Raw genomic sequence first — 17,150 nt, 5'->3', positions numbered from 1 at the left:
TCACTGAAGTTCCTCGATCAGTTCGGCCAGGCGCTGGCGATAAGCATGATGGTTGAAACGTTGCGCCCACAGGCGCCGTTGCTCGGCGCAGTCTTCATCCGGTCGCGCGCCCAGGCTGAGCATCAATTGCACCAGCGCCGGGCCATCGGTGGGCGAAAACCTCGGGGCCGACGGCGGGGTGATTTCATCCAGCGAAGTGCCGCTGGCCACCGCCACCGGGGTGCCGACGCTCAGGGCCTCGATCACCGGCAGGCCAAAGCCTTCGGCATAGGATGGCTGCCACAGGCGTGACGCCTGGCGGTACAGCCCCTGCAACTCGGCGTCCGACACGCCACTCAGGGCGCGAATCCCCGGCAATGTGCGCTGGGCTTCGGGCAAGTGTTCCAAACTGCCCACCAGCACCAACTCCGGCACCGAAGGGGATTGGCGCCGCGCCTGCTGCCAGGCGTCCACCAAAAACGGCACGTTCTTGCGCAACTCACGGGTGCCCACCAGCAGCCAGTAGCGCTCGGGCAATTGATGCCGGCTCAGGTCCGCCACCAGCCCGGCAAAGCCATCGACCTGATTGGGCAGCACACGAATCTTGCCCACCGCCTTGGGAAACAGCCGCGCGGTTTCATCGGCGCTGTATTGCGACGGCGTCCACACGCGGTCGGCGCTGTGCACCGCGTAGGCAATCGACAGGCGATCGCTGGTCTTGTAGATCAGCGCCTTCAAGCGGTTGGCGTGGTAGTTGTCCAGGGTGATCTGGAACAGGTCATGCAGCAGCACCACCGTGCGCAAACCCTTCGGCTTGGGCGGTAACGGCAGGCCCATGTTGAAGGTGCTGATGTACAGGTCGATACGCTCCTCGCGCAAGGCGCGCGGCAGAAAACCGGCTTCAAAGCGTAGACGATTCTGCGGCTGGTGCATGGCGGTCTTGGCACAGCCCCACGCCGGGCAGTGGGCCTGCAGGCGCGTTTCATCGCCCAGTGGCGCTACGGTAAACCGCTCAAGCTCGATGCCCGGCAAGGTGTGCAGGGCGCTTTCCAGCGCATACACCTGGCGGCTGATGCCCGATTGCGGCGAGGTGCCGACGGTGCGGTAATCCAGGCCTATACGCATGCGGGCTCCCTCTGGCTCAGCGGCACGAGGGTGGCGTACACCTGCTCCAATTGGCTGGCGGCGACGCTCCAGTCATGGGCGCGGCGTACGTAGGCGCGGCCCGCCTCACCCATGGGCGCGGCGGCTTCAGGGCATTGCAGCAGGCGCACCACGGCATCGGCCAGGTCGTCGGCGCTTTGCCCACCGAGGTAGTCCAGGCCTTCCACCAGGTCCAGCCCCGACACGCCTTGTTCGGTGCTGGCCAGCGGCAGGCCGGCGGCCAGGGCTTCGAGTACCTTGAGCTTGGAGCCGCCGCCGTGGCGCAACGGCGCCAGGAACACCGAACAGCTCGATTGCAGGTCGAGCAGGTCGGGCACGAAGCCTTGCCACTCGATACGCGGGTCTTTCCAGCGCTCGCGCCAGCTGCCGGGCATGCCGAAGCCGCACACGCTCATGCGCGCATCCGCACAGCGCGCCCAGACCTTGGGCAGGATTTCATCCAGGGCCCATTCGATGGCGTCCACGTTCGGCGCGTATTCATAGTTACCGAGGAACAGCACGCGGCGTGTCGACGGGTCGGGATGGGCGGCGGCGAAGTGATCGCAGTCCACGCCATTGACCACCACCGGTACGGGTTTGCCGGCGATTTTCTCCAGGGTGTGCGCATCGCTTTGAGTGACCGCCACCACCTGCGTGGCCTGGCGCATCACTCGGCGTTCCCAGCGGGCATAGCGCCATTGATCGTAGCGAATGAACGGCAGCGACCAACGCGGCAAGCGGTCGTAGGTGGCCGCGCCCAGGGCCGATTCCACATTGTGTTCGGTCAGCACAAAGGGCTGTGATTTACGCGCCAGCGCATCCTCGTAAGGCTGGAAACTGTAGCTGTGCTCGATCTGCACCACGTCCCACTGCTCACCCAGCAACCAGTTGAAGGTGTCCTGCAACTCGCCCGCCAGCCCATTCACGCTGGCCAGCAGCGGGTAGGGTGCAAACAGCCCCGCTACCAGGGTCTTGAGGCTGCGCAACGGGCGGCGCGGCAGGATGATCAACTGTTCGACAAACGCTTCCAGCACCTGGCGGTCGGCAGGGGACACCGGATGCTTGTCATGCAGCAGCAAGGTGATCCGATGTCCCCGCGCCGCCAGGCTGCGCAGCAGGTGGAACTGGCGCGTCTTGCCGCCGCTGGTGGCGGGCCAGGGCGAGTAGGGCAGGATCCATAAAATACGCATGGCGGGCCTCACTCCCATAACAGAATTTGCAGGTTCGGCTTGACCATGACAGTCAGCCCGTGGGTGCCGCTTACCGGGGTTTGCGTACCGCGCAGCGGGTCATACAGGGTGGCGCTGGCCAGGTTGGGCAGGTGTGCGTTGCCGCCCCCGGCCGCCCAGAAGAACCATAGCTTGCGCCCGTCGGCGCGGGTCCAGCCGATGCTGAACAGGCCGTCGGGCAACTGATCGGCGCTGGGCGGATCGCCGGGGGTGAGCGTCGGACCGCTGACGTCGAGGAAATTTTTCAGCGCGGTGTAGACCGGCTTGGGGTTGGCGTCGATGTCGAGCAAGCCGTAAGACTGGTCCCGCACACTGGCGCGCTGGTCCAGGTCGCTGAGGGTGAACAGGAAGATCCGGTCGTAATCCAGCGCACTCATCAGCGCCAGGCGGCGCACTACGTAATCGGCCTGGGCCTGTGGGGTGATGATGTCCTGGGCGTCTTTGGGACCGGTGTAGGTCGACCAGCCCCACTCGGTGCTCCACAGGGTCTGCACGCCGCCGTTGCGCAGGGCCTGGTTGAGCGCGGTGGTCCTGGCGATAAAGTCCAGGTTGGCCGGGTCGTTGCCTTCGGGCAATTGGGTATAGGGGTGGTACGAGACGACGGTATTGAGGCTGGCCACGCCCAGGGCGCCGAGGGCATCGAACATGCTCTGGCCGTTGGGCATTTCGCTGAAGAATGCCATGCCGGCGGCCACCACCGGTTTGCTCGGGTTCATTGCGCGCAACGCGGCGGCGGTGGTGGTCAGCAGTGCGGCGTAGCCGGCCGGGTCGGCTGCCGGGCGCCAGAAGCCCAGCAGGTTCGGTTCGTTCCACACCTGCCAGGCGTCGACACTGGGATAGCGCTGGGCCAACAGCGCCATGCGGTTGGCGAACACGTTCGGGTCTTTCGGCGGGTACTGGTCCTGATACGGCGCCCCTACCGGCGCAGTGGTGGCGAACGGCGCCGACCCGACCAAGTAGAACACTGACTTGAGCTGGTTGTCCTGCAGTTTGCCCACCAGCTGATCCAGCGTCGCAACCTGGTACTGCCCTGCGACTGGCTCCAGCTGGTCCCAATGCAAATCCAGGCGTACCCACTCCAGGCCCAGCGCCTTGAGACGGTCGATCTGCTTCTGATAGCGCTCAGGGGCGAACCACAGGAACTGCGCGTTCACCCCGAGGAAATCCTTCCACACCACAGTTTTGTTGCCCTTGAGCACATGGCTCTCGGCATCGGCCTGGCGCCCCCACAAAAACGCGGTCAGGCCCAGGGCGGCGACTACGACCAGGGTGGCGACGTAGGTGCGTTTACGCGCCATGGTGGCTGCCCTCGATGGCTTGCTCAAACAGTGCCTTGAACTTTTGCGCGGTCAACGGCCATAAGCGCTCGCGGCCGATTTCGCCGGCGCGTTCGGCCCAGTCCCGGGCCAGCAGCGGCGTGCGTGCCAGGCGCAGCAGTTGCGCGCTGAGGGCATCCACATCACCCTCGGGGTAGATGGCACCGTTGCCGCTGGCGACTTCCTCGGCAAACGCGCGAGCGTCGGAGGTAATCGCCCCACGCCCGCAGGCGGCAGCCCAGGACAGCGCGCCACTGGTCCCGCGTTGGCGCCCGAGCAGGCCGAGTTTTTTCGATTCGCGATAGGGCAGCACCATCACATGGTGGGCCTGGATGGTCTGGGCAATCTCGTCGGCCGGCAGGTTCAGCCGCCAGTCGATGGCGTCCGCCAGGCCGAGTTCGGCGATCTGGCGGTTCAACTGCTCCAGGTAATTACCACCCGCGCCAAACGCCATTTCGGCGGCGGTGCCACCGGCCAGGGTCAGGCGCACACGCTCACGCAATTCGGGGGCCTGCTTGAATACGCCGGCCAGGGCCTCTAACAGGTCTTCGATGCCTTTACCCCGGTAGATAAACCCGAAGTACAGCAGGCGCAGCATATCCAGTGGCGGCAACGGCGCCGATGGAATTGCCAGGTTGGCATGGTTGATCACCGCGACTTTCCCCGCCGGCAGTTGCATGCGTTGGCCCAGGCACTCGGCGCCCAGGCGGGTGAGGGTGATCAAGCGGGTCAAGCCGGCGGCGACCTGGCGCTCTTCACGCAAGGTCAGCGGATCGGCCAGCACCACTGCCGCCTGTGGCATCGGGCTGGGCAAACGCTCCAGCAGGTTCAACGGGAATGGCAAGCGCTCACGCCGCCAGACGATGCGTTCCGGATCATGCACCGTGGCGGTCAAGGGCAGTGCCGGGTAGGCCTTGCGCAATTCGCGCAGGGCCAGGAACTCCCCCAGCCGTCCGCCGCCCAGCTCGGCGTGGACCAGGTCCACGCTGTGCCAGTCGAAACCACCGATGGCCTGTTTGATCGCCTCGCTGTTGCCCGCCACCCCGGCCAACGGCGTCAGCACCGTCACCTCCAGTTGTTCCAGTGCCGTGCGGAAATGGTTCGCGTAGTCGGCGATGCCATTTTTCTCCGGTGGCAACGGAGCGAGCAGGGCGACGCGCATCAGAATGCCCCTCGGTACTTGGCGATGGTTTTCAGCACCTTGGCCGGCACTTCGAATTTGCGCCGGTTGATGATGATGCCGTCGACCTTGCCGAACGCGGTGTTGAGGATCGACAGCGCGTGCTCCACCACCGGCACCGTGCTCTTCTGCGCTTCCACCACCAGCGCAATCAGGTCGGCCCGACGTAGGTTGATAAACGCATCGCGGTTATCCAGCAGCGCCGAGGCGTCCAGCAGCACCACTTCACCTGGCGCCGCCGGTTCGGCGCCGCCCACACGCACGTTGATACCGTTTTCCTGCAGCAACTGACGCAGTTGTTCCACCACAAAGGTCACCCCTTCGCCGTGACGTGCCGAGGTCAGCCCCAGGGTCAGGCCCTGCTCGGCGATGCGCTCCAACTGCAGCAATCCGTACAGCCGGTAGATACTCGCATTGAACGCGTTGGTGCTTTGGGCGGTGCTGGTGTCCAGCTCGGGCAAGGTGGTCCACAGCGGCAGGCCGAACTTGCGTTCCGCCAGGCCGCCATCGTGGATGCGCTGGTCGAGCAGGTAGCACAGGTAGATCACCAGCAGGCCGACGACGAGGGCGAATGGGACCGCCAGCACCAGCATCACCAGGGTCTTGGGGAAGATACGGCCGGGGTTCAGGGTGGCCTCTTCGATCACCGCGATGTTGCTGATCTGGCTGTTATCCAGTTCACGGTCAATGCGTGATTTTTCCAGGTTGTCCACATACAACGCGTAGTTGCGTTCGGCGGCGCCCAGCTCCCGGGCGAGGCGTGTCAGTTCCGGTTCGATCTCCAGGGCTTGCTTGCGCTGGGCTTCGAGGTTGGCCAGTTGTTTCTGTTGTTGAGTCAGTTGGGTACGCAGCGCGAGGTTGTTGCTCGACTCATCCAGCAGTACTCGCTGCAAGTGGATTTCCAGGGTATTGGGCGCGCGGTTTTCCGAGCTTTGCACGGTGTTACTTTCACTCGCGACATGGGCCTGCATTGCGCGGATCGATGCATCCAGGGCTTTGACCGGCGGCGCGTTGTCCGTGTAGGTGCGCATCATGTCGGCCTTTTCCAGCAGCTTCTGGTTCAGCAGGCGACGCAAGTCCTGCTGCTGGGGGTTCAGTGCGATCTGGCGCACCGTGGTGACTTCCTTGGGCTGGCTCTTGAGCTGGGTGCGGGTGCTCTGGATGGCGCTGTCGGAGGAGGCGATCAGGCGCGTGGTGTTGAACGTTTCGCCCCGCAGTACGTTGATGCGCTCGGACAAGTCTTCCAGGCGATCGGTGATGCTCGCCGCGCCGATCTGGTTCAGGTGCGTGAGGATCTGTTGCTTGTAGCTCTGGATCTCGGTGGCGCTGGTGGCTACCTGGCCTTCATAGAAGACGTACAGGCTCTTGCGCCCCAGGGCCTGGGTGCGTTCGTTGACATAGGTCTCGACCCAATCCTTGACCACCGCCTGGGCTATCTCCGGGTCGCCCCAGGTAAAGTTGATGTCCATGACCGTGGAGCCGGCCGCGTGGCTCACCTCGAAGTTCTTTTCCAGGCCCGCCGCCAGGCGTTCCACCGGCGTGGTTTTTTCCACCACGCCGACAGTTTCCAGTACCACGCGGATGCCATCGAACACCGCGCCTATGCCACTCTTGACGTAGTACTTGGTGCGCTTCCAGAAGCCTTCCGGTGGCGGTGCGTTACTGATCACTTCCAGGTAGTGCTCGGCCACCGCCCGCACAATCGGGCGCCCGGTGAGCAGGCGCTCTTCGTCGACAATCGGGTCGCGCTGGGTGCTGGGCATCACCAGCGCCTGGCGGTTGCTGATCTCGATGGGCAAGGTCGAATCACGCCCCGGCTTGACCAGCAGGCGCGCCGTGGATTCGTACTTGGCCGGCAGCAGGAAAGCCCCCAGCAGAATGATCACCAGCGCCGCAATGGCGGCCAGTCTGAACTCGTGGCGGAAGATGAAGAACAGGCGTAGCAGATCACGAAAAGAACGGATCTCGATCATGGATGTCGCTCCTTTAGTTATTGCCGCCGCTGGTTCGGGTGTAGTTGTAGCCGACCCCAATGGACTTGGTGAACGGAATCAGTTGGTTCATGTAGGTATCCACGCCCTGGATGCGCTCGCCGACGTTGGACTTGGGCACGAACACCACGTCGCCGCGTTGCAGGCGCACCGGCTTGCGTCCGTTGGCGCCGGTCTTGAGGAGCTGGCTGAAGTCCAGGAAGTAAGCACGATAGGCGCCCTGGGCATCTTCGCGCAGCAGCGCAACCATGCTCGCGTTGCCCGCCGGGCTGACCCCGCCGGCGCCGACAATCGCCTGCTCCAGGGTATTGGCCGTGGCGATCTGCACCGCCGTGGGGTTATTCACCGCACCGCCGACGATCACCGAGTTGCCCGGCGCCTGGTTGATGTTCACCGTCACCCGGGGTTCGCGGTAGGTCGCCGCGAGCTCGTGGGTCAGTTGGGTGGCCAGCTCCGATGGCTGGCGCCCGGCAACCTGGATCGGCCCCAGGAACGGGTAGTTGATCTTGCCGTCGGTCTGCACCGTGTACAGCGTCAGCTCGTAGATGGTGCTGACGTTGAACGCCGACAGCGTCGGCATCTCGCCAGCATCGCGGACGATGCGCAACTGGTCGCCGATACGGATGCGTTCCACTGCCGGTGGCAGCTGGGCCAGTTGGTCGAGGGCGCGCTTGCCGTCCTCGACGGTCTTGCTGTCCGGTGGTTCGATACGCGCCGGGGTGTTGCAGGCGGCCAGGGCCAGCATGGCCAGGGCGAGCACGCTTCGCTTCATCAAGGGGGATTTCCTGTGGGTCATGATGCTCACCTCCAATAACCGGGAAACATGCTGATGCGCCGCTTGAGGGCGAGCGGCAGGCGGCGTTCAAGATGGCCCAGGCGGTAACCGAGCAGTTTGAACGCACTGCGCACCAGCACCTCGGGCGCGCGGTGCAAGGCGCCGGCTTTGCGCAGCGCCGCGAGTTCGGCCAGCACATAGCGTTTGCCCTCGCCACCCGCGTCGCCAAAGGCCTGCTTGATCCACGGCTCGCGGCCGTAGAACACGCCAATGTCGAAGTAGCGGTGAAACTCGTCCATGAGTTTGTAATCGTGAGAGTGATGCACCAGCGCGGTGGCGGCATAGCGCACCTTGTAGCCGTCGAGCAGCATGCGTGCGGCCACAAAGGCGTCTTCGCTGCCGATCACGTCGGCAGGGAAGCCACCCACGGCCTGCAACACACTGCGCCGGTACACCGAAAACGAGTCGGAGCTGAAGCAGGTCTTGATCCCAAGCTCCGGTGCATCGGCCAGGCTTTTGCTGCGGCTGTGTTCCGGGTAGTTGAAGTGCCGCGATTGCGCGCCCAGCACGCCGGCATCGGGCTGGGGCAATTGCCGTCCGTAGGCGACGCCGTTGAGCGGGTCCTGCTGCAATTCATCGAGCAGGTTGGCAAAGGTCTCGGGCGTCGCCGGGATGGCGTCCTGGGTCATTACGATCAGCGCGTCGCCACCCACCTGTTCGCTGGCCCAGCGGCGGGTGCCGCCATGGTTGAAGTCACGGGCGTCGATCACCTCGACCCGCGCGCCGAACGCGCGAAAGCGCGCCACGGTGTCATCGCTGGAGGCGCTGTCCACCACCAGCATCTCGTCAGGTTGCAGGGTTTGCATCTTCAGCGCAGGCAGCAGGCGTGCCAGGTGGCTGGAGGCGTTACGGGTGGGGATGATCAATGAAGTGCGCATGTCATTTTTTCGCCTCGGCAGGCGCGCGGCCGTAGATGTCGTCGAAGCGCACGATGTCGTCTTCGCCCAGGTACTCGCCGCTCTGCACTTCGATCATCACCAGGTCGATGATGCCGGGGTTGGTCAGCCGGTGTTTGTGCCCGGCGGGAATGTAGGTGGACTCGTTGGCGTTGATCAGGAACTCGCGGTCGCCATTGGTGATCTGTGCCGCGCCGCTGACCACCACCCAGTGTTCGCTGCGGTGGTGGTGCATCTGCAACGACAGTGAGGCCAGGGGCTTGACCACGATGCGTTTGATCTTGAAGCGGCTGCTTTCTTCCAGCACGGTGTAGGTGCCCCACGGCCGGGTCACCGTGCGGTGCAGGCTGTACGCCGGATGGTTCTGGCGCTTGAGTTCGGCGACGATATGGCGCACATCCTGGCTGCGGTGGGCGTCGGCGATCAGCAGTGCGTCGGGGGTATCCACGATGATCAGGTCGCGCACCCCCACGGCGCCCAACACGCGCTTGGGCGAGTCGATGTAGCAGTTGTGCACGTCATGCAGGATCGCCTCGCCATTGACCTGGTTGCCATGGGCATCGCTGGGGGTGAGCTGGCGCAGCGCTTCCCAGGAACCGATGTCGCTCCAGCCAATGTCACAGGGCACTACGGCGACTTGCTGGGACTTTTCCATCAAGGCCACGTCGATGGAAATATCCGGTGCGCTGCCGAACGCATCCGCATCCAGTTCACGTTGGCGCGAGGTTTTGTTTTGCAGGCTCTGGCTTTGTTCCAGCGCGGCGCGGGCGGCCTCCAGCACGGCGGGGGCATGGGTGGCCAGTTCGTCCACCAGGGTGCTGGCCTTGAAGCAGAACATGCCGGCGTTCCACAGGTGCTTGCCGCCGTCCAGATAAGCCTGGGCGGTGGCCAGGTCGGGTTTCTCGACGAAGCGTTTGACTCGGTAGCCGTGGCTCAGCGGCTCGCCTTGTTCGATATAACCAAAGCCGGTTTCCGGGTGGTCGGGCTGGATGCCGAAGGTCACCAGGTAGCCGGCTTCGGCCAGGTCGCGGGCCTGGGTCACGGCCTCGGCGAACGCCACTTCATTGAGGATCAGGTGGTCGGCGGGCATTACCAGTAACTGTGCGTCGCCGCCGAAATGCTCCTGCACATGCAGGGCCGCCACGGCGATGGCCGCCGCCGTGTTGCGCCCGAAAGGTTCCAGCAGCAGGTCGAGGGGCAGGCGGGCGTTGTTCACTCCGCGGTAGTCGTCGAGGGTGCGAAACAACAGGTCGCGGTTGGTCACCGTGAGCACGCTTTCCACGCCGGGCAGTTTGGCCGCGCGCAGGAAGGTTTTTTGCAGCAGGCTCTGGCCATCGCGCATGCGCATGAACGGCTTGGGCATGTTCTGCCGCGACACCGGCCACAGTCGAGTGCCCGAACCACCGGAAACGATGCAGGGAATTAATCCGTTGAGGGTCTTCATCAATAGACTTCCTTGGTGGAAAGGACGGCCGGGACCGTCATGAAAACGATGTACAGGTCAAACCACACCGACCACTTGGAGATGTACTCCAGGTCGTACTCGACACGTTTCTGGATCTTGAACAGGGTGTCGGTCTCACCCCGGTAACCGTTGATCTGCGCCCAGCCGGTAATCCCCGGTTTCACGCGGTGGCGCGAGCTGTACTCGCTCACCGCCACTTCGAAGGGAATGCCGGCGGCTTTGGTCGCCGTGGCATGGGGGCGCGGGCCGACCATGGACATGTTGCCCAGCAGCACGTTGAACAACTGCGGCAGCTCGTCGATGCTGGTCTTGCGGATAATGCGCCCCACCCGGGTGATGCGCGGGTCCTGGCGGGTGGTCTGGCGTTCGGCGGTGAAGTCGCTCTGGTCGGTGTACATCGAGCGGAACTTGAACACGCGGATTTCGTTGTCGTTGTAGCCAAAGCGGTTCTGGCGAAACAGGATCGGCCCTTTGGAGTCGAGCTTGATCGCAATCGCCGTCGCGACCATCACAGGGGACAGTGTCACCAGCGCCAGGCTGGCCAGCAGCACATCCTCCAGGCGCTTGATCACCGGTGACCAGCCACGCAACGGCAATTGCGAGGTGTTGAACATCAGGATCCCGCCCACATCGGTGATGCGGCTATGGCCGTAGCGCAGGGCGGCCATGTCGGGCACCAGCATCACGTTCACCGACATCTGCCGCAGGCGATTGACCAGCCCGTGGATGCGCTGCTCCGCGGCCCAGGGCAGGCAGATCATCACTTGGTTGACCTGCTCGGCGCGGATGAGTTTCTCCAGGTCACGGGTGTTGCCCAGCAGGGGCAGGTTGCTCAATTCCTTGGGGATCCGCTCGGTGCGATCGTCGATAAAGCCGATCAGGCCGGAGCGGATATCACCGTTGCGTTGCAGGTGATCGGCGACGTGCATGGCGGTGTCGGTAAAGCCCAGGATCACCGTACGTTGCAGGTATTTGCCCTTGCGCATCAGGCTGCGGTACAGGCGCAGCATCAGCAGGCGCTCAAGGCAGAACAACCCGAGGCTGGCGACGTACCAGGCCACCAGGTTACGCGGGGTCAATTGCGGGAAAAACTGCAGGATCTGGTACATGAACAACAGGATGCAAAACGCCGCCGACCAGGCCTTGACCTTGGTTTTCAGGCGCAGCCGGTTGCTGAACAGTTCTTCGGAATAGATGCCCAGGGCCTGGAACAGAATGATCGTCAGGACCGCGAAAAATACCAGCAGGCCGAGGAAGTGCCCGCGCAGTTCGGGGTTCATTGGGTCGATGAACATCACCAGGATCAGCGGGGGCAAAATGGCACTCAGGCCATGTATGAACTTGACGAAAACAACAAAGAACTCAACAAAACCGGCGCGCGTTAAAAACAGGCTGTCGACGGACGACTTCTCTCGCATAAAACATCCCTCATTGCACGCCAGAGCTATTGTTTGGATGTTTGTTCAATAAAGCAGCGAACTGCTTTAGAGGGCACTTCCAACTATGGCTACTCTGGGTAATACGCAACTATCAATTCAAATGCGGCTATCCATTTGAAGGGAATTTGCGGGGGTAGTGACTACAGGAGTGTTCCCTTAATCAATTTGTCAATTAATTGACGATGGTGCGGAGGTGGCAGGGCAGACAGGTTTATCAGTGTTTTGTTCGGCATTTTATTGACATTCCTTGTCCGGGTACGCGGTGATTGGGTGTGTTTTTGAGTGTAGAAACAAATGCAGGATTTTTCCTGCATAAAGGAAAAACCTTTTTTCAAAGGCGGTAGGAAGGGGGGACAAAGAGGGGGTGGCAGGGCGCACGAAGTGCCCTGCCTGCGGGACTTTCGCCAGATCAGAAGTTGCCTTTCAAACTCACCGTAAAATTTCGCGGCTCGCCATAAAAGTTACCCCAGGAGGCTGTACCCACCGTGTTGTAGTAACTTTTATCGAACAGATTGTTGCCGTTGAGTGCGACGGTCCAAGTGTCGTCGATACGGTACGCCACACGGGCACTCCAGGTTGCGTAACCGGCCTGTTCGAGCTTGATGGTCTGCACGCGGTAATTGCTGCTCTGAGCGTTGACGCCGGTGCCCACGCTCCATTTCGACAGGGCGCCGTCGAGCTGGTAGTCGCCCCACATGCGCAGCATGTGTCGAGGTACGTAGGTGTTGGACGTACCGCCCTCCAGGGCGGTATCGATGTTCTTCAGGGACTTGGTCTGGGTGTAGGTGTAGCCGCCGGATACCTGCAGGCGCTCGAGCACTTCACCGCTGATTTCCGCCTCCACGCCCTGGGCACGCACCTTGCCGCTGTCGGTGTAGCAATAGCCGTCGGCGGAGGTCGGGCACTGGGCGATGTAATCGGATTCGGCCGCGTTTTTCTCGACGGCGCGGAACAGCGCCAGGGAGCTGTTGAGGCGCCCGTCGAACCATTCGCCCTTGATACCCAGCTCGTAGTTGTCACCGATCTTCGGCTTGAGCGCGGCGCCATCGAGCGTGGCATAGGAACTTTGCGGCTGGAAGATATCCGCGTAGCTGGCGTACACCGACAGGTGCTCATTAAGGTCGTAGATCAGTGCGGCAAACGGCGTCACTTCACCGGTTTCCCGGGTGCGGGCATCCTGCAAGGCCCACTCGCCCCAGGCCAGGTTGTTGGACTGGCGACGGTTCTCGTACCAGCTCACGCGGCTGCCTACGATAAACATCAACGGCTCGGCCAGGCGCAGGCGCAAGGTGGTGTAGGCGCCGTACTGGGTGGCGGTTTCCTTCACCGTGCCGCCGCGATACATGTTCGGCCAGAAGGTGCTGTTGGCCGGCTCCGGGAAATGGTGGTCGGGTTGGTAGATGCTTTGGCGTCTGGGCAGGTTCTGGATCGCGTACACATCGTCCTGGGTACCACGGCTGCCATTGGCACCGAGGATCAGTTCGTGTTCCAGCCCGAAGGCTTCGAACTTGCCGTCCACATAGGCGTCGAGGCCGAAGTCCTTGTGGTCGTAGTCCATCAGCGCCGCATAGGAGTTGGCCGTAGGCGTCGGGTTGCCGTAGGCAATGGTGCCTTCGCTGGCGGCGTATTTGGTGTCTTGCAGGTTGCGGCTGTGCACGGCCGCAACCTTGAGTTTCCAGTCATCGTTGAAGTGATGGGTGAGGTCGGCGAAGAAGGTGGTGCGCCGGCTTTGCCAGTCGTTCCAGGATTGGCCCAGGCAGGTGGAGCGGCTGAGGTGGGCGCTTTTGCCGTCGGCATAGCGCGGCAGGCCGCCCCAGCACGGTGTGGCGTCGACGTCTTCATAGCTGGCGCCGAAGCCCAGGGTGGTGTCGGCGCTGAGATCGACATCCAGGGCGCCATAGAACGCCTGGTCCTGGCGCTTGGAAATATCCATGTAGGAACCGCGATTCTGTTGGCTGATCGCCGCGCGGCCGCGCACCGTACCGCTGTCATTCAGCGGGCCGCCGGTGTCGACGTCGGCGCGGTAGTTGTCCCAGGTGCCGGCGGACAGCGACAGGCTGGTGGTGGGCTTGGCCTGGGGCCGCTTGCGCACGAAGTTCACCGCGCCGCTGGCGGTGCCGGCGCCCTTGAGCATGCCCGCCGCGCCCTTGAGCACTTCGACGCGGTCGTAGATCGCCATGTTCGCGCTGAAGCTGTCGGCCTGCACGTAGTCCTTGCCCATGTCCAGGGGCACGCCATCGTACTGGTACTGGCCGAGCATCTTGAAACCACGGGAATAAAAATATTTGCCGCCCATGGGTGATTCGTAAGTGGTGATCCCGGGCGTGCGTTCCATCACGTCATCGATGGTGGTGAGGTTCTGGTCATCCATCAATTGGCGGGTCATCACACTCACTGATTGCGGCGTTTCCCGCAGGCTGTGTTCGCCCTTGCCGATCGTCACCGCACCCGTGGTGTAGGCACCGGTGCCATCGGTGGTGGCGCCCAACCGCTCACCGGTGACCGTGGTGGCGCCCAGGTTCAGCGCGCCGCCGTCGGCCACTTGCGGCAACAGCAGCCAGGTACTGTTGCCCTGGCGCTGGGCTTGCAGGCCCTGGCCACGCAGCAACTGGCCGAGCGCCTGCTCGCGGTCCAGGCGACCACTCAGGCCCTGGCTGGTCTTGCCGGCGACGCTGGTGGCGTCATACGACAGGCTGATGCCGGCCTGGCGGGCGAACTGGTCCAGGGCCGTGGCCAGGGAACCGGCGGCGATGTTCCAGTCGCGGGCCTGGGTGTCGCTGGCCGGCGTTTCGGCCCATGCGAACGGCGGCGCGGTTGCGCAGCTCAGGCAGGCGCCGAGCAAGGCGGCGTGCACCGCGTGCTTGAGGGGTGAACGTGGGAAGGGGAACGCTTGCATGACCGCGGGATGCTCCTGAAGGAAGTGAACAGAACCGGCCTGTTGATCGGCCTTTCCTTACAGGTCGAGCGGCAATGAGAATTCACCTCATTTATTTTCGAATGTTAAACGCGGGCGGTGACGGTCACCCAGTAGCGGCTGCGGTAAGTGACATCGAGCTTGAGTGAGTGGGCTACCAGGCCCAGCACCTCATCGGTGTCGTCCAACTGATAAGTGCCCGACACCCGCAACCCGGCCACCGCTTCGCTGCAGCGCAGCAGGCCGTTGCGGTAGCGGCCCAGCTCGGCGAGGAAAGCATCCAGGCGCATGTCCCGGGCGCTGATCACGCCTTCGCTCCAGGCCCAAGGGTCCAGGCCATTGGCGGCGAGAGAACGAATGCCACTGCGGTCGAACAGCACCTGTTCGCCGGGCTTGATCACTTGGCGCGCGCCGGCGACGTGGTTTTCGGCAAACACCGCCACCGTGCCCTGCTGCACAGCGAGCATGGTGCCTTGGGGCTCTTCGCGCACCAGGAAGCGCGTGCCGAGGGCGCGCAGGTAACCGTCACGGGTCTGTACCCAGAAGGGCCGGTTGTCGGCACCGGGATTGACCAGTATTTCACCCTGGCGCAACTGCACCAGGCGCCGTTCCTGAGTCAATACCGCGTCGAATGCGCTGGCGCTGTTCAGTTGGATACGGCTGCCGTCGTTCAACGCCACCCAACGCCGTTCGCCGGTGGCAGTGCGGTAGTCGGCCATCAAGGCGGGCAGCGGGGTGTAGTCGCGGCCAAACCAGGTCAGGCCGGCCGCACCAGCCACCAGGCCGAGCAGCTTCAACCCTTCGCGACGGCTGATACGTCGACGTGCACCGTGCAGGGCGTGGCGGCCGACCTGCGCGGGCAGGTGGCTGAGCTCATCATTCATCGCCGCCACCCGCTGCCAGACCTGCTGGTGTTCGGCGCTGGTGTGCAGCCAGCGCTCGAACGCAGCGGTGCTGGCGTCGTCGGCGACGTTGAAGCGCAGCTTGATCATCCACTGGATGGCCTGGTCGAGCAGGCGCGGGTCAGAGGTCTGCATAGCGCAACCGATAGCAGGCATGCAGCGCCTTGGACAGGTCACGCTCCACCGTGGCCTTGGACACCCCGAGGCGCAGGGCGATCTGCGCGCAGGTCAGGCCGTCCAGTTGCGCCAGCAGGAACGCTTCACGCACCCGCGGCTTGAGCTGGTCGAGCAGGCGGTCGATACGTTCCAGGCTGTCGAGAATCAGCAGGCGGGTTTCTTCCGACGGCACGTCGGCCTGGGGGAAATGCGCAAGGCTTTCGAGGTAGGCGCGCTCCAATTCCCGGCGTCGGTACTGGTCGATCATCAAGCTGCGGGCGATGCTGCTCAGGTACGCGCGCGGCTGCAGCACGGCCTGCTGTTTGCGTGCGTTGAGCAGGCGCACAAAGGTTTCCTGCGCCAGGTCGGCGGCACGTTCACGGCAACCGGTGCGTCGGCTCAACCAGCCGCGCAGCCAGGAGTGATGGGTGTGATAAAGCTGGCCGATGGCGGCATGGTCCAGTGGGTGATCGCTCGACATGGGCATCCTGGCGCAGCCGTCTTAATTGATAATGTTTCGCATTCTAGACGCTGGTCGTGGCCATTCGCAATTGCCGATGAACAATGTATCCAGCACAATTTTTTGTTCGCCCCAGGCCCACGCACTAATGTGCAGGTTTTTCCCGGTGGAGGGCTTGAGCATGATCGACCTTGGGACCCTGGCGGTTTTTTCAGGTGCTGTGCTGTTGTTGCTGTTATCCCCGGGGCCGAACATGGCCTTTGTGATCAGTCATGGCGTCACCCACGGCTGGCGTGGGGGAGTGGCCTCGGCCCTGGGCATCGGTGTGGCTGACGTGTTGCTGACCGCATTGACCGCCACCGGGGTGACGGCGTTGGTCGCCAGTTGGCCGCCATCCTTTGACGTGATCCGCTATGCGGGTGTGGTCTATCTGCTGTGGCTGGTGTTCAAGACGCTGCAGAAAAAAACTGGGCTGGACCCTGCCTCCCTACACCGCGTGCCCCTTTGCCGGGTGTTTCTGCAGGCGATGCTGAACAGCCTGCTCAACCCCAAGGCGTTGCTGTTTTTTGTGGTGTTTTTGCCGCAGTTCGTACGGCCGCAGGCCGGCTCCATCGCCGTGCAGTTGATGCTGTTGGGGGGCGTGCTGACTTTGATCGCTGGGGTGTTTCACCTGCTGCTGGGTATTTTCGGCGGGGTGCTGAGCCGCTTCTTCGCCAGGCGCCCAAAAGGCGCCTGGCTACAGAAATGGGGCCTGGCGACGGTGCTGAGCGTGCTGGCGGTGCGCCTGGCGGTGATGTCGCGCCCAACCTGACCCCATGAGGTGAAGGGATTGTGCGGCGAGCAAGCGGTCTGTGGCCAAACGAGCTTGTTGGGGTGAACGAGCTTCTTATTATGGTGAGCGAGCTTGTTGTGGTGAGCGAGCTTGCTCGCGCCGGGGCTGCGCAGCAGCCCCTCCAAAGCTTGGGGCCGCTTCGCGCCCCAGCGCGAGCAAGCTGGCTCACCACTGGTACAGGCTCAGCCCAGCCGTGCTGCTGCGCGCGCGACGATTTCACCGCGCACCCTGCGCGATTCGGCGGTGCGCTTTTTGGCTTCCTCCAGTACATGCGCAGGCGCTGTGTCCGGGCGACCCGAATCGAACGGCGGTGCCGGCGCGTATTCGATCTGCAACTGCACCAGTTGCGCCGCCGCTTCGCTGTACAACTCCGCCGCCAGCACCAGGGCAAAGTCGATACCGGCGGTAATGCC

At 63.4% G+C, this 17,150-nt stretch carries 13 protein-coding genes and 1 pseudogene; 1 reads left to right on the top strand and 13 read right to left on the bottom strand.

Annotation, left to right across the window (positions count from 1 at the left end; translation table 11 throughout):
• The 12 genes from BB029_RS12630 to BB029_RS12575 form a co-directional block, all read right to left on the bottom strand.
• The gene (locus tag BB029_RS12630) at nt 1-1,104 is read right to left on the bottom strand and encodes a glycosyltransferase family 1 protein (protein ID WP_065939417.1); all 1,104 of its coding nucleotides are present in this window, start codon (nt 1,102-1,104) and stop codon (nt 1-3) included.
• Nucleotides 1,095-2,312, bottom strand: a complete 1,218-nt coding sequence (locus BB029_RS12625; RefSeq protein WP_065939416.1) for a glycosyltransferase family 4 protein — start codon at nt 2,310-2,312, stop codon at nt 1,095-1,097. The genes BB029_RS12630 and BB029_RS12625 overlap by 10 nt, the downstream gene beginning before the upstream one ends.
• An 8-nt stretch (nt 2,313-2,320) precedes the next feature.
• Nucleotides 2,321-3,649, bottom strand: coding sequence for a cellulase family glycosylhydrolase (locus BB029_RS12620; RefSeq protein WP_065939415.1), 1,329 nt, complete (start codon nt 3,647-3,649; stop codon nt 2,321-2,323).
• Nucleotides 3,639-4,829 (bottom strand): glycosyltransferase, encoded by a 1,191-nt coding sequence (locus BB029_RS12615; RefSeq protein ID WP_065939414.1) that lies wholly within the window; start codon nt 4,827-4,829, stop codon nt 3,639-3,641. Before BB029_RS12615 ends, BB029_RS12620 begins: the two co-directional genes overlap by 11 nt.
• Nucleotides 4,829-6,820: an exopolysaccharide transport family protein gene (locus BB029_RS12610; RefSeq protein WP_065939413.1), complete on the bottom strand. Its 1,992-nt coding sequence runs from the start codon at nt 6,818-6,820 to the stop codon at nt 4,829-4,831. The genes BB029_RS12615 and BB029_RS12610 overlap by 1 nt, the downstream gene beginning before the upstream one ends.
• A gap of 13 nt (nt 6,821-6,833) precedes the next feature.
• Entirely contained in the window at nt 6,834-7,610 is a 777-nt protein-coding gene (locus BB029_RS12605; protein ID WP_065939412.1) for a polysaccharide biosynthesis/export family protein, read from the bottom strand.
• Nucleotides 7,611-7,639: 29 nt separating this feature from the next.
• Nucleotides 7,640-8,551, bottom strand: a complete 912-nt coding sequence (locus tag BB029_RS12600) for a glycosyltransferase family 2 protein (RefSeq protein ID WP_065939411.1) — start codon at nt 8,549-8,551, stop codon at nt 7,640-7,642.
• A 1-nt stretch (nt 8,552) separates the two neighbouring features.
• Entirely contained in the window at nt 8,553-10,013 is a 1,461-nt protein-coding gene (locus BB029_RS12595) for a mannose-1-phosphate guanylyltransferase/mannose-6-phosphate isomerase (protein ID WP_065939410.1), read from the bottom strand.
• Entirely contained in the window at nt 10,013-11,452 is a 1,440-nt protein-coding gene (locus BB029_RS12590) for an undecaprenyl-phosphate glucose phosphotransferase (RefSeq protein WP_065939409.1), read from the bottom strand. Before BB029_RS12590 ends, BB029_RS12595 begins: the two co-directional genes overlap by 1 nt.
• A gap of 430 nt (nt 11,453-11,882) precedes the next feature.
• Nucleotides 11,883-14,369 carry a TonB-dependent receptor gene (locus tag BB029_RS12585; RefSeq protein ID WP_065939408.1) on the bottom strand — a complete coding sequence of 829 codons (2,487 nt, stop codon included), beginning with the start codon at nt 14,367-14,369 and terminating at the stop codon, nt 11,883-11,885.
• A 104-nt stretch (nt 14,370-14,473) separates the two neighbouring features.
• On the bottom strand, nt 14,474-15,424 hold the full coding sequence (locus BB029_RS12580) for a FecR domain-containing protein (RefSeq protein WP_065939407.1): 951 nt from the start codon (nt 15,422-15,424) through the stop codon (nt 14,474-14,476).
• Entirely contained in the window at nt 15,411-15,926 is a 516-nt protein-coding gene (locus BB029_RS12575; protein ID WP_053132260.1) for a sigma-70 family RNA polymerase sigma factor, read from the bottom strand. The genes BB029_RS12580 and BB029_RS12575 overlap by 14 nt, the downstream gene beginning before the upstream one ends.
• A gap of 160 nt (nt 15,927-16,086) precedes the next feature.
• Between BB029_RS12575 and BB029_RS12570 the strand changes: the two genes are divergently transcribed.
• Nucleotides 16,087-16,716, top strand: a complete 630-nt coding sequence (locus BB029_RS12570; RefSeq protein WP_065939406.1) for a LysE family translocator — start codon at nt 16,087-16,089, stop codon at nt 16,714-16,716.
• Nucleotides 16,717-16,919: 203 nt separating this feature from the next.
• On the opposite strand, the pseudogene BB029_RS12565 reads toward BB029_RS12570, so the two are convergent.
• Nucleotides 16,920-17,150: pseudogene (locus BB029_RS12565) on the bottom strand (DJ-1/PfpI family protein); the annotation flags it as partial.

Origin of the sequence: Pseudomonas sp. S3E12, assembly GCF_001702295.1 — a bacterium.
Lineage (GTDB): Bacteria > Pseudomonadota > Gammaproteobacteria > Pseudomonadales > Pseudomonadaceae > Aquipseudomonas > Aquipseudomonas marginalis.
The sequence above is the reverse complement of the archived record's forward strand: the minus strand, read 5'-3'. Positions and strand labels throughout refer to the sequence as shown.

What these genes read in the sequence shown, in the direction of transcription:
- BB029_RS12625 (WP_065939416.1), bottom strand. Translation starts at nt 2,312, where the DNA reads ATGCGTATTTTATGGATCCTGCCCTACTCGCCCTGGCCCGCCACCAGC.
- BB029_RS12585 (WP_065939408.1), bottom strand. Translation starts at nt 14,369, where the DNA reads ATGCAAGCGTTCCCCTTCCCACGTTCACCCCTCAAGCACGCGGTGCAC.
- BB029_RS12610 (WP_065939413.1), bottom strand. Translation starts at nt 6,820, where the DNA reads ATGATCGAGATCCGTTCTTTTCGTGATCTGCTACGCCTGTTCTTCATC.
- BB029_RS12570 (WP_065939406.1), top strand. Translation starts at nt 16,087, where the DNA reads ATGATCGACCTTGGGACCCTGGCGGTTTTTTCAGGTGCTGTGCTGTTG.
- BB029_RS12575 (WP_053132260.1), bottom strand. Translation starts at nt 15,926, where the DNA reads ATGTCGAGCGATCACCCACTGGACCATGCCGCCATCGGCCAGCTTTAT.
- BB029_RS12605 (WP_065939412.1), bottom strand. Translation starts at nt 7,610, where the DNA reads ATGAAGCGAAGCGTGCTCGCCCTGGCCATGCTGGCCCTGGCCGCCTGC.
- BB029_RS12595 (WP_065939410.1), bottom strand. Translation starts at nt 10,013, where the DNA reads ATGAAGACCCTCAACGGATTAATTCCCTGCATCGTTTCCGGTGGTTCG.
- BB029_RS12600 (WP_065939411.1), bottom strand. Translation starts at nt 8,551, where the DNA reads ATGCGCACTTCATTGATCATCCCCACCCGTAACGCCTCCAGCCACCTG.
- BB029_RS12580 (WP_065939407.1), bottom strand. Translation starts at nt 15,424, where the DNA reads ATGCAGACCTCTGACCCGCGCCTGCTCGACCAGGCCATCCAGTGGATG.
- BB029_RS12615 (WP_065939414.1), bottom strand. Translation starts at nt 4,829, where the DNA reads ATGCGCGTCGCCCTGCTCGCTCCGTTGCCACCGGAGAAAAATGGCATC.
- BB029_RS12620 (WP_065939415.1), bottom strand. Translation starts at nt 3,649, where the DNA reads ATGGCGCGTAAACGCACCTACGTCGCCACCCTGGTCGTAGTCGCCGCC.
- BB029_RS12630 (WP_065939417.1), bottom strand. Translation starts at nt 1,104, where the DNA reads ATGCGTATAGGCCTGGATTACCGCACCGTCGGCACCTCGCCGCAATCG.
- BB029_RS12590 (WP_065939409.1), bottom strand. Translation starts at nt 11,452, where the DNA reads ATGCGAGAGAAGTCGTCCGTCGACAGCCTGTTTTTAACGCGCGCCGGT.